At 72.5% G+C, this 20,976-nt stretch carries 18 protein-coding genes and 1 tRNA gene; 7 read left to right on the top strand and 12 right to left on the bottom strand.

Features of this window, described 5'->3' with window-relative positions; translation table 11 throughout:
- Window positions 1–4: 4 nt before the first annotated feature.
- The 4 genes from ACVHNB_RS38805 to ACVHNB_RS38790 all read left to right on the top strand — a co-directional run bounded on the left by ACVHNB_RS38805 (window position 5) and on the right by ACVHNB_RS38790 (window position 4,635).
- Window positions 5–409, top strand: coding sequence for a PPOX class F420-dependent oxidoreductase (locus ACVHNB_RS38805; protein WP_428953897.1), 405 nt, complete (start codon window positions 5–7; stop codon window positions 407–409).
- A 46-nt stretch (window positions 410–455) separates the two neighbouring features.
- Complete coding sequence (gene cysS / locus ACVHNB_RS38800; protein ID WP_428953898.1) at window positions 456–1,856, top strand: cysteine--tRNA ligase; 1,401 nt, start codon at window positions 456–458, stop codon at window positions 1,854–1,856.
- Window positions 1,857–1,941: 85 nt separating this feature from the next.
- Entirely contained in the window at window positions 1,942–2,892 is a 951-nt protein-coding gene (gene rlmB, locus ACVHNB_RS38795; protein ID WP_428953899.1) for a 23S rRNA (guanosine(2251)-2'-O)-methyltransferase RlmB, read from the top strand.
- A 93-nt stretch (window positions 2,893–2,985) separates the two neighbouring features.
- Complete coding sequence (locus tag ACVHNB_RS38790; protein ID WP_456226976.1) at window positions 2,986–4,635, top strand: DoxX family protein; 1,650 nt, start codon at window positions 2,986–2,988, stop codon at window positions 4,633–4,635.
- A gap of 74 nt (window positions 4,636–4,709) precedes the next feature.
- On the opposite strand, the gene ACVHNB_RS38785 is transcribed toward ACVHNB_RS38790, so the two are convergent.
- The 3 genes from ACVHNB_RS38785 to ACVHNB_RS38775 all read right to left on the bottom strand — a co-directional run bounded on the left by ACVHNB_RS38785 (window position 4,710) and on the right by ACVHNB_RS38775 (window position 7,313).
- Complete coding sequence (locus tag ACVHNB_RS38785) at window positions 4,710–5,465, bottom strand: nucleotidyltransferase family protein (RefSeq protein WP_428953900.1); 756 nt, start codon at window positions 5,463–5,465, stop codon at window positions 4,710–4,712.
- Between the two features lie 55 nt (window positions 5,466–5,520).
- Window positions 5,521–5,979, bottom strand: a complete 459-nt coding sequence (locus tag ACVHNB_RS38780; protein ID WP_428953901.1) for a hypothetical protein — start codon at window positions 5,977–5,979, stop codon at window positions 5,521–5,523.
- 197 nt (window positions 5,980–6,176) lie between these two features.
- Window positions 6,177–7,313 (bottom strand): ABC transporter ATP-binding protein, encoded by a 1,137-nt coding sequence (locus ACVHNB_RS38775; RefSeq protein WP_428953902.1) that lies wholly within the window; start codon window positions 7,311–7,313, stop codon window positions 6,177–6,179.
- A 225-nt stretch (window positions 7,314–7,538) separates the two neighbouring features.
- On the opposite strand from ACVHNB_RS38775, the gene ACVHNB_RS38770 reads away from it, so the two are divergent.
- Window positions 7,539–7,612, top strand: a tRNA-Thr gene (locus tag ACVHNB_RS38770).
- A 23-nt stretch (window positions 7,613–7,635) separates the two neighbouring features.
- Here ACVHNB_RS38770 and ACVHNB_RS38765 read toward each other — a convergent pair.
- Complete coding sequence (locus ACVHNB_RS38765; protein ID WP_456226975.1) at window positions 7,636–8,052, bottom strand: nuclear transport factor 2 family protein; 417 nt, start codon at window positions 8,050–8,052, stop codon at window positions 7,636–7,638.
- A gap of 92 nt (window positions 8,053–8,144) precedes the next feature.
- A complete protein-coding gene (locus tag ACVHNB_RS38760; RefSeq protein WP_428953904.1) occupies window positions 8,145–9,566 on the bottom strand; it encodes an NAD(P)/FAD-dependent oxidoreductase in 1,422 nt (473 codons plus the stop codon).
- Between the two features lie 143 nt (window positions 9,567–9,709).
- Here ACVHNB_RS38760 and ACVHNB_RS38755 point away from each other — a divergent pair, with 143 nt between their 5' ends.
- On the top strand, window positions 9,710–10,438 hold the full coding sequence (locus ACVHNB_RS38755) for a DsbA family protein (protein ID WP_428953905.1): 729 nt from the start codon (window positions 9,710–9,712) through the stop codon (window positions 10,436–10,438).
- Here the strand turns inward: ACVHNB_RS38755 and ACVHNB_RS38750 are convergent.
- Entirely contained in the window at window positions 10,416–11,078 is a 663-nt protein-coding gene (locus ACVHNB_RS38750; protein ID WP_428953906.1) for a rhomboid-like protein, read from the bottom strand. The genes ACVHNB_RS38755 and ACVHNB_RS38750 overlap by 23 nt on opposite strands.
- Before the next feature lie 33 nt (window positions 11,079–11,111).
- On the opposite strand from ACVHNB_RS38750, the gene ACVHNB_RS38745 reads away from it, so the two are divergent.
- Window positions 11,112–12,002 carry an aminoglycoside phosphotransferase family protein gene (locus ACVHNB_RS38745; RefSeq protein WP_456226974.1) on the top strand — a complete coding sequence of 297 codons (891 nt, stop codon included), beginning with the start codon at window positions 11,112–11,114 and terminating at the stop codon, window positions 12,000–12,002.
- Here ACVHNB_RS38745 and gntA read toward each other — a convergent pair.
- Genes gntA through ACVHNB_RS38715 form a run of 6 tightly spaced genes read right to left on the bottom strand, consistent with a single transcriptional unit; the run spans window position 11,999 to window position 20,880 of the window.
- The gene (gene gntA / locus ACVHNB_RS38740; protein WP_456226973.1) at window positions 11,999–13,132 is read right to left on the bottom strand and encodes a guanitoxin biosynthesis heme-dependent pre-guanitoxin N-hydroxylase GntA; all 1,134 of its coding nucleotides are present in this window, start codon (window positions 13,130–13,132) and stop codon (window positions 11,999–12,001) included. The genes ACVHNB_RS38745 and gntA overlap by 4 nt on opposite strands.
- Window positions 13,113–13,919: an enoyl-ACP reductase FabI gene (fabI, locus tag ACVHNB_RS38735; protein WP_428953909.1), complete on the bottom strand. Its 807-nt coding sequence runs from the start codon at window positions 13,917–13,919 to the stop codon at window positions 13,113–13,115. The genes gntA and fabI overlap by 20 nt, the downstream gene beginning before the upstream one ends.
- On the bottom strand, window positions 13,916–15,262 hold the full coding sequence (locus tag ACVHNB_RS38730; RefSeq protein WP_456226972.1) for a condensation domain-containing protein: 1,347 nt from the start codon (window positions 15,260–15,262) through the stop codon (window positions 13,916–13,918). The genes fabI and ACVHNB_RS38730 overlap by 4 nt, the downstream gene beginning before the upstream one ends.
- Window positions 15,252–16,508: a beta-ketoacyl-ACP synthase II gene (gene fabF / locus ACVHNB_RS38725; protein ID WP_456226971.1), complete on the bottom strand. Its 1,257-nt coding sequence runs from the start codon at window positions 16,506–16,508 to the stop codon at window positions 15,252–15,254. The genes ACVHNB_RS38730 and fabF overlap by 11 nt, the downstream gene beginning before the upstream one ends.
- A gap of 2 nt (window positions 16,509–16,510) precedes the next feature.
- Window positions 16,511–18,223, bottom strand: coding sequence for a thiamine pyrophosphate-binding protein (locus ACVHNB_RS38720; RefSeq protein ID WP_456226970.1), 1,713 nt, complete (start codon window positions 18,221–18,223; stop codon window positions 16,511–16,513).
- Window positions 18,220–20,880, bottom strand: coding sequence for an aldehyde dehydrogenase family protein (locus tag ACVHNB_RS38715; RefSeq protein WP_428953913.1), 2,661 nt, complete (start codon window positions 20,878–20,880; stop codon window positions 18,220–18,222). The genes ACVHNB_RS38720 and ACVHNB_RS38715 overlap by 4 nt, the downstream gene beginning before the upstream one ends.
- Window positions 20,881–20,976: the final 96 nt, after the last annotated feature.

Genomic DNA, 20,976 nt, shown 5'->3' with positions numbered 1-20,976 from the left:
GCACATGTCCGCCCAGCTGTCCGACGAGCTCAAGGCACTGCTCGACAGCAAGGTCTTCATCAACGTCGCCACCATCCAGCCCGACGGAAGCCCCCAGGTCTCCCCGGTGTGGGTCAAGCGCGACGGCGACGACGTCCTGTTCTCCACGACCGTCGACCGCCGCAAGGAGAAGAACCTGCGCCGCGACCCGCGCGTGACGGTCCTGGTGCAGCCCGCCGACAACCCGTACACGTACGCCGAGATCCGCGGCACCGCCGACATCACCACCGAAGGCGGCCAGGAGCTCATCGACGAGCTGTCCCTCAAGTACACCGGCAAGAAGTACGCCGAGTTCAACCCGACGTCCGCCGACGACGCCCAGCGGGTCGTCGTACGGGTGAGGGCACGCAAGGTCGTCGGCAGGCTGTGACACCGGCGGGCCCATGGCACCCCTCCGGGCCCACTACCCTGGAGGGGTGACTATTCGCCTGTACGACACCAGCGCCCGGCAGATCCGTGACTTCACCCCGCTCACGCCGGGCTGTGTCTCGATCTACCTGTGTGGCGCTACCGTCCAGGCGGCCCCGCACATCGGGCACATCCGGTCGGGACTGAACTTCGACATCATGCGCCGCTGGTTCACGTACCGCGGCTACGACGTGACGTTCGTGCGCAACGTGACGGACATCGACGACAAGATCATCAAGAAGGCGGCCGAGCAGAACCGGCCGTGGTGGTCGATCGGGTACGAGAACGAGCGGGCGTTCAACGACGCCTACACGGCGCTCGGTTGCCTGCCGCCGACGTACGAGCCGCGCGCCACCGGCCACGTCACCGAGATGGTCGAGATGATGCGCGGCCTCATCGAGCGCGGCCACGCGTACGAGGCCGACGGGAACGTCTACTTCGACGTGCGGTCCTTCCCCGGCTACCTGGAGCTGTCGAACCAGGAGCTGGACAACCTGCTGCAGCCCGAGAGCGAGGGCGAGACCGGCAAGCGCGACCCGCGCGACTTCGCCATGTGGAAGTCCGCGAAGCCGGGCGAGCCGAGCTGGGAGACGCCGTGGGGCCGGGGCCGGCCCGGCTGGCACCTGGAGTGCTCGGCGATGGCCCACAAGTACCTGGGCTCCGCCTTCGACATCCACGGCGGCGGCATCGACCTGATCTTCCCGCACCACGACAACGAGATCGCGCAGGCCAAGGCCTTCGGCGACGAGTTCGCGAAGTACTGGGTGCACAACTCGTGGGTCACGATGTCCGGCGAGAAGATGTCCAAGTCGCTGGGCAACTCGGTGCTCGTCTCCGAGATGGTCAAGCACTGGCGGCCCATCGTGCTCCGGTACTACCTGGGCACCCCGCACTACCGCTCCACCATCGAGTACAGCGAGGAAGCGCTGCGCGAGGCCGAGTCGGCGTTCGCGCGCATCGAGGGCTTCATCCAGCGCGTGGCGGAGAAGGCCGGCGGGGTCGTCGACCCGGCCGACGAGGTGCCGCCCGCGTTCGCCGAGGCGATGGACGACGACCTGGGTGTCCCGCAGGCCCTGGCCATCGTGCACACCACGGTCCGGCAGGGGAACTCGGCGCTCGCGGCCGACGACAAGGAAGCCGCCGTCGCCCGCCTCGCCGAGGTGCGCGCCATGCTCGGCGTCCTCGGCCTCGACCCGCTCGACCCGCACTGGGCCGGCGAGGGCGACCGCGGCGAGGACCTGCACGGCGTCGTCGACACGCTCGTCCGGCTCGTGCTCGACCAGCGCGAGTCGGCCCGCGCCCGCAAGGACTGGGCCACCGCCGACGCCATCCGCGACCAGCTCGGCCAGTCCGGCCTGGTCATCGAGGACAGCCCGTCGGGGCCGCGCTGGTCCCTCGGACCGCGCTGACATCCGGTGAATGTGCCGCCCGCGCGATCGGGCGGCACACTTCATAGACGTACACCGACACATTCACGTAAGAGACAGGTAGGTCATGGCCGCCAACAACAACCGCCGCATGTCCGGCAAGAAGGGCGCGCAGGTCGGCAGTGGCGGCCAGCGGCGCAAGGGCCTGGAGGGCAAGGGCCCGACCCCGCCCGCCGAGGCACGCAAGGGCCACAAGAAGAACCGCATCGCCAATGCCCAGGCCAAGCAGGCCGCCCGCCGCCCCTCCAGCCGCACCGGCGGCCCGCGCGGCAAGTCGGCCTCCGAGATGGTCGTGGGCCGCAACCCGGTCGTCGAGGCGCTGCGCGAGGGCGTGCCCGCGAGCACCCTGTACGTGCAGCAGTTCATCGACAACGACGAGCGCGTGCGCGAGGCGCTGCAGCTCGCCGGTGAGCGCGGCGGCATCCACCTGATGGAGGCCCCCCGCCCCGAGCTCGACCGCATGACCAACGGGCTCAACCACCAGGGCCTCGTCCTCCAGGTCCCGCCGTACGAGTACGCGCACCCGGAGGACCTGGTCGCCGCCGCCTACGACGAGGGCCAGGACCCGCTGATCGTCGCGCTCGACGGGGTCACCGACCCGCGCAACCTCGGCGCGGTCGTCCGTTCCGTCTCCGCGTTCGGCGGGCACGGGGTCGTCGTGCCCGAGCGCCGCGCGGCCGGGATGACCGCGGGCGCCTGGAAGACGTCGGCGGGCACCGCCGCGCGCACTCCGGTGGCGCGCGCGACGAACCTGACGCGCGCCCTGGAGCAGTACAAGAAGGCCGGCGTCGCCATCGTGGGCCTGGCCGCGGACGGCGACCACGAGATCGGTGACCTGGAGGCACTCAGCGGCCCGGTCGTCATCGTGGTCGGCAGCGAGGGCAAGGGCCTGTCCCGCCTGGTCGGCGAGACGTGCGACTTCCGGGTCCGCATTCCGATGCCGGGCGGCGCCGAGTCGCTGAACGCCGGTGTCGCGGCGGGAGTCGTGCTGTACGAGGCGGCGCGCCGCCGCGCCTGAGCCCTCCGTCCGGTCCGGGCCCCATGACCTTGACGGGGCCCGGACATTTCGGTGCGGTCAAGGCAGTGTCCTAAACACACATCACTCGGTTAGATGAGTGTGGACACCAGAACGCCCCGCACACCCTCGGGGGACCGCTCGTCGGGATTCGACGACGCTCCCGCGCTGAGCATGGTGAAGGTTCCGTGCGACCCGGCGCAGGTCATCGTCAACCACGCGAGTTTCCGCGTGCAGCTTCCCAGGGCGCAGCAGACGCAACTCCCGCGCATCGCACGGCACATGAACGCCCTGCGCGTTTCCGGAGCCGACGCGGCGACCACGCGCGTCCCTGTCATCACGGCCGCGGGCACCCCGGGTGCCCGGCGGCGCCGCGTCGTCATGAGCGGCGGGGACCTCGCCGCCAGCGGCCTCCTGCAGTCCGCGCGGCGCGCGGGCGAGCCGGACGACGGCGGTGCCACGCAGGTCATCCCGCGCGTCGACCTCGACCGCGACCTCGCCGACGACCTCGATCTGTACGACGGTGAGCCCACCGCGCAGACGCCCGTCGTCGGGCAGGGCGGCGACGGCCCCCGGATCCTGCCGCAGCAGATGCGGCAGGCGGGCAGCGCTTTCGAGGAGACCGGCGAGCTCGACCGGCTCCCCTACGACGACGAGGAGTTCGACGGACCCGACGACGAGTCGGAGCAGGAGACCACCGCCGCCCGGCGCTACGGCCCCGTCCGGCACGCCTACTACCCCGGACGCCGGATGAACCTCGGCGTCGTCCTCCTTCCGCTGCGCGTCTTCCTCGGATTCATCTCCATCTACGCGGGCATGGGCAAGCTCTGCGACCCCGTCTACTTCGACGGCGGCGAGCGCGGCTCCATGGTCAAGTGGCTCAATTCGCTGCACCCGTGGGCGCTCGCCGAGCCGATGCGCGACTGGGCGCTCCAGCACCCGGTCGGCGCCGGACTCGTCATCGCGTTCCTGCAGGTCATCGTCGGTGTGCTCACCGTCCTGGGCCTGTGGCAGCGGGTCGCCGCCGTGTTCGGCGCGCTGCTCTCGGCCGCGCTGCTGCTCACCGTCAGCTGGAAGACCGTCCCCGTCTACGACGCGCCCGACATCATCTACCTCGCCGCCTGGTCGCCGCTGATCATCGCCGGTGCCCCGGTCTACTCGATCGACGGACGGCTCGCGGGCGGTGCCTGGCGGCGGCTCGGACCGCGCACCGCCCTGTGGGACCTGCGCCGTTACGTGCTGCGCCGCGGCACGGTCATCGCGACGCTCGTCATCGGTGGCACGCTGCTCATCGGCTCGCTGCTCGGCGGTGCCGTCCGCGACGCCGACCGGGTCACCGCGCCCGGCCCCGGCGACGCCCCGCGCAACGAGCTGCCCGGCTCCCCGCTTCCCTCGGAGCCCGGCAAGAAGCAGCGCCAGTCCACGAGCCCGTCGGCGGCCGAGTCGTCCCCGACGCAGGGCACCACGGCGAGCCCGTCCGGCGCGCCGAGTGCGCCCGGCGGTGCCGCCCGGGAGACCGCCGGCACCACCGGCGCGGGCACCACGCCCAGCCAGACGCAGGGCACCACGGCCGGTCAGGCCCCGCCGCAGCAGACGACGCCGCAGCAGCCCCCGGCCAGCACCGGTGGCGCGCCGACGTCCGGCGGTACGGGCACCGGCGGCACCTCGGACGGCGGCTCGTCGTCCGGCGGTTCCGACGGTGGCGCCGACAAGAAGCCGGGCCTGGTGGGCGGCATCCTCGGCTGATCCGGTTCCTCCCGTACGGCGACGGGGCCCGCACGATTCTTGTGCGGGCCCCGTCGCCGTATGCGTCTCGGAGGTCAACGCCCCAGCGCGGACAGCTCCTTGGCGGCCTCTCTGAGGTCCTTCGCCGTGTCGATCGCCCGCCAGTACGCGCCCTGCGGGATCGGGAAGCCGGCCAGGCTCTTGGCGCGGGCCAGGCGGGGGAACGTGGTGCGTTCGTGGTCGCCGAGGTCCGGGAGCAGGGACGCGAACTCGGGGGAGAAGACGTACAGGCCGGCGTTGATGAGGAACGGCGACGGCGGGGCCTCGACGAAGTCGGTGATGTGGCCGAACGCGTCCGTCTCGACGGCTCCCCAGGGGATGCGCGGCCGGGCCAGTGCCAGGGTCGCGGTGGCCTCGCGCTCGTGGTGGAAGTCGGCCATCTCGCGCAGCGAGAACCGGGTCCAGATGTCACCGTTCGTCGCGTACCAGGGGCGGTCCTGGTGGGGGAGGTGCGCGGCCGCGAACTTCAGGCCGCCGCCGCGGCCCAGCGGCTCCTTCTCGACGACCGTCGTGACGCGCAGCGGCAGCTCGGCCTCCTCCAGCCACTCCTGGAGGACCTCGGCGAGATGGCCGCAGGAGACGACCGCGTCGGTGACGCCCTCCTCGGCGAGCCAGGTCAGCTGGTGGCCGATGATCGGCGTCCCCGTGCCGGGGATCTCCACCATGGGCTTCGGCCGGTCGTCGGTGTACGGGCGCAGGCGCGAGCCCTGGCCGCCCGCCAGGACGACGGCCTGCGTGGGGCGGTGCGGATACGAGTGCGGGCCGTGCGCGGCCGGTTCAGCGGTCGTCATGACCGGAACTGTACGTGCGCACGGCCCGCCGGGGCTGTCGCGAGCTCATGGGCGCTCAGGCGCGGAAGCCGGCCACCCCCGAGGCGAAGGAGGTGTCGCACACCGGGCGGGCGTACCCCTGCGCGCGGGCCGGTCCGTACGCCTGCACGGCGGCGCGGCCCAGGGCCTTCGCGATCGACATGCAGTGCTTGGCGAGCGAGGGACGGCGGTCGATCTCCTGCTGGAGATGGGTCAGCGCGACGCCGGGGTTCTCCTCCTGGAGTTCCTGGAGGAGACGGTCGCGCAGGATGTCCTGGGGGGCGCGCGACTTGGCGCGCGCGGAGACATCTTGTGAGGAAGCCGTGAGGATGGAGTCCGAGGAGCTCCCGGACCAGTTGACTCGGGTGACCGCGAGCGTCCCGGAGAGCACCAGCATCACCGGCAGGACGAACGCGAGCGTGCGGGCGGCGCGGCGGGCGGGGCCCCGGCCCCGGGCTCGGCGCGGCTTCTGGGTGTAGTTAGCGGAGTGCGTCACGCGAGTGAGCGTAGCGGTCGGTGATGATTTGGCGACATTTAGTCACTCGACCGAGCGACGGACAACTACGTTTCTTTGCCTAGGCGTTGACGCCACTGGCCTAAATGTCTTATTTGCCGGGGTATTTGTCGACAACGTGGGCGTACGCACAGGGCCCCGCGCCGAAGCGCGGGGCCCTGCGGGCGACTTCGGAGGTGTCAGTCGGAGAGGCGCTCGCCCGTCGACGTCGAGAACACGTGGGTCTCGCCCGGACGCGGCACGACGTGCAGCTGGGCGCCCTTCTCCGGCACCTGGCGGCCGTTGACCCGGACGACCAGGTCCTTGTGCTCGCCGCCGACCTGCGCGGCACCGTAGACGTAGCCGTCGGCGCCGAGCTCCTCCACCACGTTCACGGAGACCGCGAGGCCCGCCGGGGCGTCGCTGGCGTCCTTGGTGAGGGTCTTCGCGGCCTCGCCACCGTGCTCGACGATGTCGAAGTGCTCCGGGCGGACGCCGACCGTGACGGTCGTGTCGCCCTTGTCGGAGGCGGCCTTGAGGGCCTCACGGCTGACCGGGACGACCGAGTTGCCGAACTTCACGCCGCCGTCGGTGATCGGGACCTCGACCAGGTTCATGGCGGGAGAGCCGATGAAGCCGGCGACGAAGAGGTTGGCCGGGCGGTCGTACATGTTGCGCGGCGAGTCGACCTGCTGGAGCAGACCGTCCTTGAGGACCGCCACGCGGTCGCCCATCGTCATGGCCTCGACCTGGTCGTGGGTGACGTAGACGGTGGTGATGCCGAGGCGGCGCTGCAGCGACGCGATCTGCGTACGGGTGGACACACGGAGCTTGGCGTCGAGGTTCGACAGCGGCTCGTCCATGAGGAACACCTGCGGCTCACGCACGATGGCGCGGCCCATCGCCACACGCTGGCGCTGACCGCCGGAGAGGGCCTTCGGCTTGCGGTCCAGGTACTCGGTGAGGTCGAGGATCTTCGCGGCCTCCTCGACCTTCTGCCGGATCTCCGCCTTGTTCACACCGGCGATCTTGAGCGCGAAGCCCATGTTGTCGGCGACGGACATGTGCGGGTAGAGCGCGTAGTTCTGGAACACCATGGCGATGTCCCGGTCCTTCGGCGGCAGGTGCGTGACGTCGCGGTCACCGATGCGGATCGCTCCGCCGTTGACGTCCTCGAGACCCGCGAGCATGCGCAGGGAGGTCGACTTTCCGCAGCCGGAGGGACCGACGAGGACGAGGAACTCGCCGTCCTCGATCTCGATGTCCAGGCCGTCGACCGCGGGCTTGGTGGAACCCGGGTAGACGCGGGTCGCCTTGTCGAACGTGACAGAAGCCATGGCTGTGAAGCCCCCTTCACCGGCAGGAACGTGCCGGACGATCCGTTGTAAAGGTGGGGCCGCCACGGCTGCTGCCGCAGCGGCGTGAAGCACTGGTTTAGTCCACGCGGGTGAACTGATCGGACCGTACCCGGGGGGTGGCCGGTCTGTCAGTAGGTCGGGACCTGTGAGATTCGCCGAAATTTTCGAGGGGCAGGGTTCCGGGTTGGTTACACTGCTCGGGCTGCCTCCTTAGCTCAGATGGCCAGAGCAACGCACTTGTAATGCGTAGGTCGTCGGTTCGAATCCGACAGGGGGCTCTCTTTCTTCCCCGCCCGGGCGGTCACAGGCCGAACAGGACCTCTCCCACGTGCCGGGTGTCCGCGTACTCCCGTACCTCGGTGATCTTTCCGTCGCGCACGGTGTAGACGCCGAGGCAGCGGTTGTCGTAGCGCCTGCCGGTGGCCGCGTCGCCCTCGGCGTGCCATTCGGCGACGACCTTGTCGCCCTCGGCGATGACGCCGGTGAGGGTGACGGTGGGGGTGGAGCCGGGGGCGAAGAGGGTGCCGGTGGCCTTGCCGAGGAAGTCCTCGATGATCGTGTCGCGGCCCTTCCAGGTGCCGGTGAGCGGCAGGTCGTGGCCGGGGTAGATCCAGACGGCGTCCTCGGCGAACGAGTCGGTGATGACGGCCAGGTCGCCGGCGGCGACGGCTTCGACGTAGCGGATGACGACGGCCTTGGGGGTGAGGTCTGTGTTCATGCCCGCAGTCAAGCGCCCGCGGGGGCGGGGCGGCCAACAACTGCCGTACCCCCGCGACAACTTGGGGTTGTCGCGGGAGGTGGCAGGCGGTTTCAGTGGCGTCCCGCGATCCGGTCCGCGACCTTCGCGAGGCGGGAGGAGTCCGCGGTGTGCGTGGTGAGTTCGCGGCGGTCGGCCGCGTAGTACGTGGCGTACATGCCGTGGACGCCGAGCCAGCGGAAGGGCTCCGGCTCCCACTTGCGGACCTTGTGGTTGACCCAGGGCAGGGTGGTGAGGTCCGTGGAGCCCGACTGGCCGGAGTCCTGCTGGACCAGGTCGCGCAGGGTGCGGGCGGCCAGGTTCGTGGTGGCGACGCCCGAGCCGACGTAGCCGCCCGCCCAGCCGAGGCCCGTCGAGCGGTCCAGGGTGACCGTGGCGCACCAGTCGCGCGGGACGCCCAGGACGCCGGACCAGGCGTGGGCGATCCCGACCCCGGTGAGCTGCGGGAAGAAGCGGGTCAGGATCTCGGTGAGGGCCTCGATCGTCTGGGGCTGGGTGCGGCCGTCGCTGTCCGTGCGGGAGGCGAAGCGGTAGGGGAAGCCGCGGCCGCCGAGCGCGATGCGGTCGTCCGCGGTGCGCTGCGCGTACATGTAGGCGTGGGCCATGTCGCCCAGGGTCTCCCGGCCCTCCCAGCCGATCGACTCCCACTGGGCCGCCGTCAGCGGCTCCGTGGCGATCATCGAGGAGTTCATCGGGAGCCAGGTGCGGCGCTGGCCCTTGAGGGAGGCGGTGAAGCCCTCCGTGCAGCGCAGGACGTACGGCGCGCGGACCGTGCCGTAGGGGGTGACCGCGTGCTTCGGCTTGATCTCGGTGACCGGCGTCGACTCGTGGATCGTCACGCCGAGGTCCTCGACCGCCCGCGCCAGGCCCTTGAGGAGCTTCACCGGGTGCAGGCGCGCGCCGTGCGGGGTCCAGGTGGAGCCGACCGCGCCCGCCACCCGGATCCGGTCCGCCGTCTCGCGGGCGCCGTGCAGGGTGCGGTCCTTCTCGCCGTAAGAGAGCTCCGTGGCGTGGAAGGCCTTGAGGCGGGCCAACTGGGCCGGTGTGTAAGCGACTTCGAGGACGCCGCCGTGATGGATGTCCGCGTCGATGGATTCGGCCTTCGCCACGTCGATGACCTCGGTCACCGTGTCGTTCATCGCCTGCTGGAGGCGGGCCGCCGCCTCGTGGCCGTGCAGGGCGGCGTAGCGGTCGCGGCCCGCGATGCCGTTGTAGAGCCAGCCGCCGTTGCGGCCGGAGGCGCCGTAGCCGCAGAACTTCTGCTCCAGGACCGTGATGCGGAGGAAGGGGGCGGCCTTCTTGAGGTAGTACGCCGTCCACAGCCCCGTGTAGCCGCCGCCGACGATGACGACGTCGGCGCTCGCGTCGCCCGACAGGGGCTCGCGGGCGAGGGGGATGCCGTCGTCCGCGTACCAGAACGATATGCCGCCGTTGGCCGGGCCGCCCCCGCCGCTGATGCTGTTCGCGCTGCTCATGGCGGTGGACGTTACTGCGTGGGGCGGGGTTCGCGGCAGGGGGGAGAGGGCGTTGGTCCCGCGGGGTCGGGCCGTTCGGCGGGCCGACGCGGGCGGAGCCGTGCGTAGGTTGGACGGATCCGGCTGGTTCAGGAGGATTTGGTATGAGGCTCGCGGTGCGGGGTGCGGTGACGGCTGCGGTCGTGGTGGGGCTCGGGTCCGGGCTCGCGGCCTGCGCGTCGGGCGGCGGCAGCTCTTCCTCGGGCCCGGCGCGGCAGACGGTCACCGAGGTGCGGGCCGTCGACGACTCCGCCGGGCTCGCCGGGCTGCCCGCGCGCGCGGACGGGGCCGTCATCACGGTCGGCGACGCGGACGCGCCGCACACGGTCAAGGTGTACGAGGACGCGCGCTGCCCTTTCTGCAAGAAGTTCGAGGAGGGCGGCGCGCGGGCGCTGGTGAGACCGGTGGCCGACGGTGACGTGAAGATCGAGTACACGATCGCGTCGTTCCTCGACAAGAACCTGGGCGGTTCGGGCTCGGTGAAGGCGGCGAACGCGCTGCGCGCCTCCGTGGACGCGGGCAGGTTCGCCGAGTTCCATGCCGCCGTCTTCGCCAACCAGCCCGAGGACGAGTCCGACGACGCCTACACGGACGGCTTTCTGCTGAAGATCGCGGGCACCGTGGACGGGCTGCGCGGCGCCGCCTTCGACAAGGCCGTGCGCGACGGGTCGTACGAGAAGTGGGTCGGCGACGCGATGCGGGCCTTCCGCGACGACGGGGTGCAGGGCACGCCGGCCGTGACGATCGACGGGAAGAAGGCCGGGGGCGGCGAGGACGCGATGTACGACCGGGCGTCGTTCGCGGCCGTGCTCAAGCGGGCCGGGATCTCCTAGCCGGGCGCAGCGGGTTCCAGGGTTCGCCGCGGCCCCGCGTCAGCGGGTAGCAGGCCAGGCCGATCAGGACCGACGTGAAGTGGCCCAGGTCGGTGAACGTGCGGCCCGTGACGAGCGGAGCGCCGTAGACGACGAGGACCACCGCCAGATACGCGTACCGCCAGGGCGACGCGATGCGGTACGTGAGGACCGCGACGACGCCCGCCAGCGCGTAACTCACCCCGACGTCAAGGGTGTTCACCGAGGACGTGGGCGCGTGGCCGTGCCGGACCGCCCACAGCAGGGCGCCCTCGCTGATCAGCGTCGCGAGGGTGTGCGCGGCCGCGGCGACCGCGAGCCAGCGGGCCGTGCCGAGCCAGCGCTCCGCCTGCGCGTGGAAGACCGTGTAGAGCACGGCGTACGGCCACCAGCTGCTGCCGTCGATCCAGAACGCCGAGGAGACCAGGACCCGGATCGGGTTCTTCGACAGTTCGTGCAGGTTCGTGGAGCGCTGGCGCAGGAAGTCCTGCTCGAACTCCGGGCTCATGTGGTGCACGGCGACCGTCGTGACGAAGAGCGCCGCCAGCCAGAGGTACGTGCCGGGGGCGCTGCGCAGGTACGACCACACGGACGAGCCCGCGCGGCGGAAAAAATGACGCATGGTCGATTCAGGCACGCCGGTAGGGTCGCGCACGTGATCGACATTCCGGACGGATTGGTGGAGTCGCAGTACGAGTACGCGGGGGAGGCCGGCCGCGCGTTCATCGCGGCGCTGCCCGCCCGGATCGAGGAGTTCGTCGAGCGGTGGGACCTGCGGGTCGACGGCGCCGCCATGCACGGGATGGCCGCGCTGGTGCTGCCCGTGGTGCGGCGGTCGGACGGGGTGCCCGCGGCGGTGAAGTTCCAGGTCCTCGACGAGGAGACCGAGGGCGAGCCGGTCGCGCTGCGTGAGTGGGGCGGGGACGGCGCGGTCCGGCTCCTCGACCATGACGCCGGGACCGGCACGATGCTGCTCGAACGGCTCGACTCCGGGCGGATGCTGAGCGTCGTGGAGGACTCCCGCAAGGCCGTCCTCGTCATCGCCGAGCTGCTCGCACGGCTCACGGCCGGGCCCGCGCCGCAGGGGATGCGCACCCTGGCGGACATCGCGGCGCGGATGCTGGCGGACGTGCCGGGGGCGCTGCCGAGGATCGCCGATCCGGTGCGGCGGGGGATCGTGGCGTCCTGCGCGGCGGCGGTGCGCGAGGTCGCGGACGAGGCCGGGGACCGGCTGCTGCACTGGGACCTGCACTTCGAGAACGTGCTGGCGAGCGAGCGGGAGCCGTGGCTCGCCATCGACCCGAAGCCGCTGGCCGGGGACCCGGGCTTCGACCTGTGGCCCGCGCTCGACAACCGCTTCGATGCGGACGAGGTGCGGTGGCGGTTCGACGCGATGACGCAGGTGCTGGGCCTGGACCGGGAGCGGGCCCGGGCGTGGACGCTGGGGCGGGTGCTGCAGAACGCGCTGTGGGACGTCGAGGACGGGCGGGAGATCTCGGCCGACGGGATGGAGATCGCGGGGCGGCTGCTGGGGCGGGGGATCTAGCCGGCGCCGGGGGCCGGCTCCGGGGACGGGCGGCGTTCCTGGAACTGGCCGCGCTCCTCGGGCTGTCCGCTGAAGGGGCAGGTCCACTCCGGTTCGGTCAGCCGCCCGCTGTAGTGCCGTGCCTCGTCCCGGTACGTGAGCAGGCTCGGGTTGACCGAGCCGTGCAGGGCCAGGTCACGCTCCCTGATCTTCTTGCGCATCCGGAAGAAGGTGCGCCCCATGGCGTTGAACTGCAGATGCGAGTTGAACACCAGGGCCGGCCGGGCGGAGCGGCGGCTCGGGCGGGACGCACCGGGGTGCAGGCCCACCACGAAGAGGGGGTGGCCGCCCACGGAGAAGGCGAAACGGGGGGAGGCGGGGTCGGCGTCGTAGTGCTCGCTCCACGAGTGGGGGCCGTCCGCGTCGTGCAGGGCCTGAAGATGACGCCATACGGCCGCTTCGAAGGTGTGCTCCGTGGTGTCCGGCAGCGGGTCGAAGGTGGCTACGAAGGAGGCGAGGCGCCGCCCGTCCGGTGCGAACGACTCCAGGAACCCGCTCAGTGCGTCCAGAGTGTCGCGGACGCCCGCCGAGGTGCCCAGAGCGCCGCAGTGACGGTGGGAGACCGCCCCACGGCGCAGGGCCGCCTTGCCGCCCAGGCAGACGAAGTCGTCCCGCCCGATCAGCTCGGCGAGTTCCTCGTAGGGCGTCGGCGCGGGCAGCGGTTCGCGGGAGAGGATCCGGGCGGTGGACGTCGTGACGCGGGTGCCGTCCACGTCGCGGATCTCCACCTCCACCGTCGCCAGGGCGCCGCCCATCGCCTGCCGCGCCTCGACGAGCCTGCCGTGGGCGGTGAGGACGTCACCGCCGCGGACGGGGCGGTCGTGACGGTAGTCCTGCGCGAGGTGGAGGGCCGACGTGTAGTCGTGGCCGAGCGGGCGCCGGGCGAGCACGGCCGCTTCGGCTCCGGCCGCCAGCCGCACGGTGAAGGTGGGCGGGGCGATCACGCCGGGGTGGCCCAGCGCCTGGGCCGCCGCCGCGCTGCGGTACGCGGGGTGCGGGTCGCCGATCGCGTCGGCGAACTCGGCGATCGCCTCGGCGGTGACCTCGAACGGGCCTACGGAGGACGGGACTTCAGCGTGCGTGTCGTGCACGGACCCCTCCGTCCCCGATGGCGTGCGCCCCGCCGTCGACGTGCAGGATCTCCCCGGTGGTGGCCGGGAACCAGTCCGACAGGAGGGCCACACAGGCCTTCGCCACCGGCGTGCAGTCGTCGGACCGCCAGCCCAGCGGCGCCCGCCTGTCCCAGTCGGCCTCGGCCTCGGCCGGATCGGTGGCCTCGTCGTAGGTGGCCCGTCCGGCGAGGGTGCGCAGCGGCCCGGCCGCGACGAGATTGACCCGGATCCCCTGCTCGCCGAGGTAGGCGGCGAGATACCGGGCGCAGGCCTCCAGCCCCGCCTTGGCCACGCCCATCCAGTCGTAGCCCGCCCACACCTGACGGGCGTCGAAGTCCAGGCCGACCACCGACGCGCCCGGCGCCATGAGCGGGAGCAGCGCGCGGGTCAGCGCCTGGAGGGAGAGCGCGGAGACGTCGAAGGCGCGGGCCGCGTCCTGCCGGGGAGCGGTCAGGAAGCCGCCGCCGAGCGCGCCGGGCGGTGCGAAGGCCACGGCGTGCAGGACGCCGTCGATGCGGTCGGTATGGGCGCGCAGCCGATCCGCGAGCGTGGCCAGCTGCCTGTCGTCGGTGACGTCCAGCTCGATCACCGGGGCGGGCTCCGGCAGCCGGCGGGCGATGCGCTCGACCAGGGAGACGCGGCCGTATCCGGTCAGCACGACCCGTGCGCCCTGCTCCTGCGCGGCCCGTGCCACGTGGAAGGCGATGGAGCGGTCGGTGAGGACGCCGGTGACCAGGATCGTCCGGCCGGCCAGCAGGCCCGTCACGGGGCACCGTCCCCGGCGCGGGCGCGCAGATCCGCCACGGGCAGGTCCGGTTCGTGCGCGGCGGCGGCGACCACGGCGAGGACGGTGTCGAGGAGCGGCCCGGGGCTCGGTACGACGCGTGTGTCGTGGCTGAGCGTCACCTCGACGCGGTCCGGGCGGTCCATGTAGTAGTTCAGCCAGATCGCCGCGGTCGACGGTTCGGCGGGCGGCTGGTCCGGCCACAGCGGGGCGAGGAACGTGCGCGAGGCGGTCGTCGCCCTGGCGCCGGGCCCGAGGGGCAGCGGCCGCGCGGGCGGCAGCACGTTCACGCCGATGTTGCGGGGCGCGAGCGGGGCGACCTCACGGATCGAGCGGCCGTACGTGGGCGGCAGCGCGGCGTTGGTCCGGCTGTGCGCGGCCAGCCAGGCTCCGACGGTCGGGGGCGCGGGGTCCGGCGGCAGCAGGACGCAGGGTTCGACGAGAGGGCCGATGACCAGCACGTCCTCCGGGCGGGTGTGCCCGTGCCGGAGGCTGAGCAGCGGCTGCGGTCCCGCGGCCCACAGCTCGGCGGCCAGGGCGGTCGCGGCGAACAGCAGCTCGGCGCGGCTCAGTCCGGTGCCGGCGGCGGCCGCGGTCAGGTCGGCGGCCAGCCGCTCGGGCAGCGGCCCGTCGAAGTGGCCGTCGCTCACGTAGGACGCGGGCGGCTCCTGGGCGGCGCCGGGCAGCCCCAGCGGCGGGTCGGGCAGCGGGTGGGGGGCGAGCAGGTCCTGCCAGCGGGCCAGGCTCTCCTCGCGGGTCCGCTCGTCGGGCAGGCCGGTCACGAAGTCGGCGAAGCCGCGCCCGCGCGGGCTGTGGCCGCCGCTGCGGTAGGCGGTGGCGACGGCCCGGGTGAGCAGACCGAGGGCCCAGCCGTCCAGGACGGAGTGGTCGAAGGCGAACGCGAGCAGCTGCTCGCCGTCGTCACCCCGCACGAGGAGGATCCGGCCGACGGGGTCGTGGCGCAGGTCGGGCTTGTCGAAGAAGACCGGCGCGAGGACGGCGGCCGCCTCCGCGCTGAGCCGTCCGTCGGTCACGGCGGCCGTCACCTCGACGGTCTCCAGTTTCAGGGCGGCGGGCGCCCGGCGCACCAGCCGCGGCCCGCCCGGAGTGGAGCGCAGCCGCAGGTGCAGGACGTCCGTGGCGAGAGTGACCTGCTCGACCGCCGTGGCGAGGCGGCCGGCGTCGAGCGGGCCCTGCACGCGGAACAGGTTCCACGGCAGCTCGGCGGGGTTGCGGCGCAGATGGCCGTCGGCGTCCACCTCGCCGTTGGCCAGCGCGCGCAACGGCATTCCGTAGGCGGGCAGCGTCGTGTCGTCAGTGCTCACTGTGGGCCTCCCAGGCACGCAGGACGAGAACGGCGTTGTGCCCGCCGAAACCGAAGGAGTTGCTCATCGCCACGTCGACGCGGTGCTTCTGCGCGGTGTGCGGGACGAAGTTCAGGTCCGGGTCGACGGGACGGTGGCAGTTGACCGTCGGCGGCACCACTCCGTGCCGGACGGCGAGGCCGGCGACGATGGCCTCGACGGCGCCCGCGGCCCCGATCATGTGCCCGGTCATCGACTTCGTGGAGCTGATCGGGATCCGCTCGGCGTGCTCGCCGAGGACGGCCCGGATCGCCGCTGTCTCACCGGCGTCGTTGGCCTGGGTGGAGGTGCCGTGGGCGTTGACGTAGTCGACGTCGGCGGGGGTCAGGCCGGCGTCGGCGAGAGCGGCGGTCATCGCCGTCCGGGCGCCACGGCCCTCGGGGTGGGGAGCGGTCCAGTGGTGGGCGTCGGAGGTCGCGGCGTAGCCGGCGACCTCGGCGAGGATCGTCGCGCCGCGGGCCAGGGCGCGCTCCTCGGACTCCAGGACCAGAACTCCGGCACCGGCACTCATCACGAACCCGTCCCGGTCGGCGTCGAAGGGGCGGGAGGCCTCCTGCGGGGCGTCGTTGCGGGTCGACAGGGCGCGGGCGTTGCCGCTGGAGGCCAGGTCGAGCCGGGTGAGGATGTGCTCGGCGCCGCCCGCGACGGCCACGTCGACGGTGCCGTGCCGGATCCAGCGGGCCGCCTCGCCGATGGCGTCGGCGCCGGAGGCGCAGGCGGTGCTCAGAGCGCGGGTCGGGCCGGTGATCCCGTACCGGAAGCTGATCTCGCAGGCGGCGCTGTCCATGGCGCCGGTGATCTGGGCGAACGGGCTGACCCGCCGCGGGCCGTGGGCGTCGAGGCCGGCGAAGTGCCGGGCGTGCGCGGACATCGGGCCGTAGCCGCTGCCGATCAGCACCCCGGCGCGCTGCCCCTGCTCCTTGTCCAGGTCCAGGCGCGCCTGCTGCACGGCCTCGGCGGCCGCCGCGTAGGCGTACTGGGCGTACGGGTCCATGCGGCGGGCCTGCGGGGGCTTGAGGTGGCGGGACGGATCGAAGCCCTTGACCTCGCCGCCGAAGCGGGTGGCGAGGTCCGTCGTGTCGACCCCGGTGAGTGGCGCGATGCCGCTGCGTCCGGCGATCAGCGCGGACCAGGTCTCCTCGACGCTCAGGCCGAGGGGGGTGACGGCACCCCAGCCGGTGATGACGACCCTGCGGTGGGCGGGCATGCTCACTCACCGCCCGGCAGTACGGGGAAGTCCCCGCCGGCCACGTCGGCGCCGAACATCGCGTCGGCCAGGCGCACCGGCACGTTGAGGACGACGACCTCGCCGGCCGCGCACTTCTCCCAGGCCCGTGCCACGTCCCCGGCCAGGGACGCCTTGTCCCGCACGGTCACCTGATGCAGTCCCGGCAGGGCCGGCGCCTCGGCGCGGACGGTCTCGGGGTCGACGAAGGCGTGGTCGCCGAGCGGCTCCGGCCGCTGGTCGAGCTGGACCTGCAGCCAGCCGTAGCCGCCGTTGCGCAGCACGACGTAGAGCAGGCCTCCGCTGTGGGCGACCGCGGTGGGCAGGTCGGCGCCGGCCATGGCGAAGGCGCCGTCGCCGACGAAGGCGACGACCGGCCGCCCGGGTGCGGCGAGCTTGACGCCGAGCGCGGCCGCGGCGCCGAAGCCCAGCGAGGTCTGCTCCGACGGCACGACGGATCCGGCGCCCGCCGCACAGGAGTAGAGCGGGTACTGGTACGACCACATGTCCTGCAGGCCGTTCTCCTGCACCAGGATGCGATCGGCGGGCAGCTCCTCGTCGAGGGCGCGCAGCACCTCGGCGATGTGCAGCTGCGGGGAGCCGGCCAGTTCGGCCAGCAACTCGCGGTGCCCGGAGCCGAGTTCGGTGTGCACGGCGCGCGCCCAGTGGCCGCCGTCCGGCCGCTCGGGCAGCCGGTCCAGCCAGGACCGGACGGTCGGCCCGGCGTCGGCCAGCACCTTCGGGCCCTGGAACGCGGTCGCGAAGTCGGCGGCCGCCATGTTGACCTGGACGACCGGGATCCCGCGCCCGACGGCTTGTGGCCACTGGAAGGTGGCCGTCTCCTCCAGACGGCTGCCGAGCGCCACCACGCAGTCGGCCTCGGCCCACAGCCCGGCCGCCGCCTCGGGGGTGTACAGGCCGGTCAGACCGCAGAAGTGCGGGTGGTCCTCGTCGACGGCGCCCCGGCCGGAGGCGGTGCTGACGATCGCGGCGCCGAGCCGCTCGGCCAGCCGCTCCACCGCACCGTCGGTGTTGGCGTGCCGCATACCGCCGCCGACCACCAGCACCGGGCGACGGGCGGTGCGCAGGGCGTCCAGCGCGGCGGAGCCGACGGGAGCGGCGACCTCGTGGGCCGTCTCCGCGACGGCCGGCGCGGCCAGGGCCTCGGGGGCCGCGGCGGTGGCCTCGGCGAGCAGCTGCTCGGGCAGTTCCACATAGACCGGGCCGCGCTCGTGCCGGGCGATCAGCAGGGCCCGCTGCAAGGTCGGCACCAGCCGGTCGGGATGGTCGACGCGGGCCGCGTACTTCACCAGCGGGGCGACGACCGCGAGCTGGTCGAGCTCCTGGAAGGCGCCGCTGCCGCGGTGCTGCGCGCCGGTGCCGCCCGCGAGCAGCAGCAGCGGGGCCGCGGAGGCGGCGGCCTCGAGCAGGCCCGTGACGGTGTTGGTGACCGCGGGGCCCTTGCCGACCACGGCGACGCCCGGTTCGCCGGACTGGATGGCGTACCCGGTCGCGGCGAACACGGCGTTGCGCTGGTCGCGGCAGAGCACGAAGCGGATCTCGGCGTCGTGCGCGGCCTGGAGGGCGTACATGTCGTCGCCGGGCAGGCCGAAGACGGTGCGGACACCGGAGGCGGTCAGGACGGATGCGGCGGTCGCCCAGGCGGCGGCCGCGGTGGGTGCGTTGCTGGTGCTCATGACTTTCCCGGGAGGTGGTCGGCGACGGCCTTCGACAGCAGCAGTGGTTCCGCGTGCCGTTTGCGGTCCACACAGACGTAGTTGGCGCGGATGCCGCGGCCGCCGAACGGCTTGTTGCCGTCCTCGATCTCGATCAGCGTCTCGTCGACGCTCACCATGTGGCGCTCGCGCAGGGACTCGACGATGCCCGGCAGGGAACCGAACACCGAGGCGGCCATGGCGCGTTCCGCGTAGTACGGGTGGCGCAGCAGCTCGGCGAGCTCCTCCGCGGAGGAGAAGGGCACCACGTTGAAGACCGGGGCGAACATCTCCGGGGGCAGGAACTGGCTGTCCGTCGGGTGGATCAGCACGGTGGGCCGCACATGGCGGTCGACGAAGTCGATCCGGCCGCCGGCGGCGACGAACTCCCGCTTCTCGCGCAGGTAGTTCAGGGTGGCGTCGAAGGCCTCTTCGTAGAACATGCCGCTGTAGTCGGCGGTGGCGTCGTGCGGGCTCCCGTGGCGCAGGGCCTCGACGCGGCGGGTGAGCAGATTGCAGAACTGCGCGCTCACCGAGGTGTGGACGAAGGCGACGTCCGGGCCGAAGCAGTCCTGCCCGGAGTTCAGCATGCGGACCCGGATCAGACCGTCCACCGCCCGGTTCAGGTCGGCGTCGGTGCCCACCACGAACGGGTTGATGCCCTGTCCGAAGAAGCAGAACACGGTCTCGCGGGGCAGCTGTTCACGGATCTGCTCGGCGTTCTCGTAGGACCCGGTGAAGACCAGGACGTCGGACTTCTTGCCGACGTTGTCCAGGAACTCGCGCTGCCCGCTGCCGTCGAGTTCGAGCGGCAGGCTGTGGACCGTGGAGAGCAGTTTGTGCAGGGCGCGGGTCTGCGCGTCGATCATCCGCGAGGGCCGGAAGACGATGCGCTGCCCGTACAGGCTGGGGATGACGACGTAGAGGATGTAGCCGTACAACGGGATGTTCGACGGCATGAGCACGGCGATCTGGCGGGCCGCGGGCGGACTGTGCCGGGACACCTCGGCGACAGCACCCTCCAGGGCCTCGATCGAGGCGTCGATCTCGTCCGCGGCCGTACGGTGGTGGGAGACCTCGGTGAGGATGTTGAGCACCTCCGCGCGGCGCTCGCTCAGCAGCCGGGCCACGTCCTGCAGCACGGTGATGCGGTCGGCGAAGGGGATCGCCGGGCCGGTGGACGCGGCCTCCTTCGCCTTCTCCCCGGGCTGCTCGGCGCCCTTGCGCAGTGCGGCCTGCGCCATGTAGCGCAGCGCGGTCAGGTTGGCCTTGCCGTTGGTGTGCTCGGGGAACTCGGGTACCACCAGCACCTTGTTGGGCTGTTCGTACTCGGCGACCAGTCCGGCGAAGACGCGCCGCCAGTGGGCGGCCGGCTGCCCCTCCGGGTCGGCGACGACGAAGACGAGGTCGGTGCCGAAGCGGCCGTTCTCCACGGGCACCACCCGCACCGGGCGGCCGCACTCGCTGGCCTTGGCGGTGATGGCGTCCGGGTAGAGCGTGTTGCCGAAACGGTGCACGGCGGCCTTGCGGCCGAGGACCCGCAGGTTCCCGTCCTCGTCGAGCCGGCCGAGGTCCTGGGTGCGGTGGACGGTGCGCTGGTGCTCGCGCACCCGGCCGCCCGGCTCCAGCATGCCGACCATCAGGTCCGGCGTGTGGACGACGACCTCGCCGACCTCTCCGGCGGGCAGCGGGCGGCCCTCGTCGTCGACGACGGTCACGGTGATGCCGTCGAGCGCGCGGCCGCAGTGGTACGGGTTGTCGGCCGAGGCCAGGGCGATGTTGCCGGCCTCGGAGCTGCCGTAGCCGTCGAGCAGGGGCTTGCCGAGCGTCTCGGTGAAGCGGCGTTGCAGGTCGTCCTGGAGCGGTTCCCCGCCGACGCACCACATGCGCACCGACTCCAGCAGGCTGGTGCTGGTCCGGCCCCGGTCCAGCAGCCGCAGCACGCCCTCGTACACGGCGGGCACGGAGTCCACGACGGTGACGCCCAGGTCGACGACGGCCTCCAGGGCGAGGTCGGTGCGCCGGCTCGGCAGCAGCACCAGGGAGGCCTTCGCCTGCCACCACAGCAGCAGGATGGACAGGCCGTACTGGTGGGTGAAGGGCAGCAGCGGCAGCAGGACGTCGTCCTCGGTGTACCGCATGCGGTCCTGGGTGCGCTGGACGTTGGCCAGCACCGAACCGCCGGAGCGGACCACGCCCTTGGGGCGGCCGAGGCTGCCGGACGTCCACACGATCAGCGCGTCGGCGCGCCCGGCCCAGCGGTCGAAGGACAGCTCGCTGACCTCGTCCGTGGGGTGCGCCGCCGCGTCGTCCAGCGCCTTCAGGGGGATCCAGGTCGCGTCGAGCCTGGTGAAGGCGGCCTGTTCCGCCTCGTGGTCGGACACGAAGAAGTCGGCGTTCGCCTCCTCGACCAGGCGGGCGAACTGGTTGGGCGTGACTCCGCGGTCCACGAGGCCGACGGAGACGCCCAGTTCCATCAGGGCGAACGTGGTCAGCACCGAGGCGGTGGAGTTCGTGGCCGACAGCAGGACGCGGTGGGAGCCGTCGACTCCGCGGGCCCGCAGCTCACGGGCGACGCCGGCGCAGGACGCCCTGACCTCGCGCCACGAGCGGCTGCCTTCGTTGCGGCTGATCAGCACCAGAAAAACACATCCAATCTTCGAACCGGGACACAGAGGGTTCGGGCGGGAACGAGCGGCCACAGTCGGCCTCGGGCCGAGGGCGTCACTGAGTGG

This window comes from Streptomyces sp. YJ-C3 (assembly GCF_053891275.1).
This window is presented reverse-complemented; position numbering and strand designations above follow the sequence as displayed.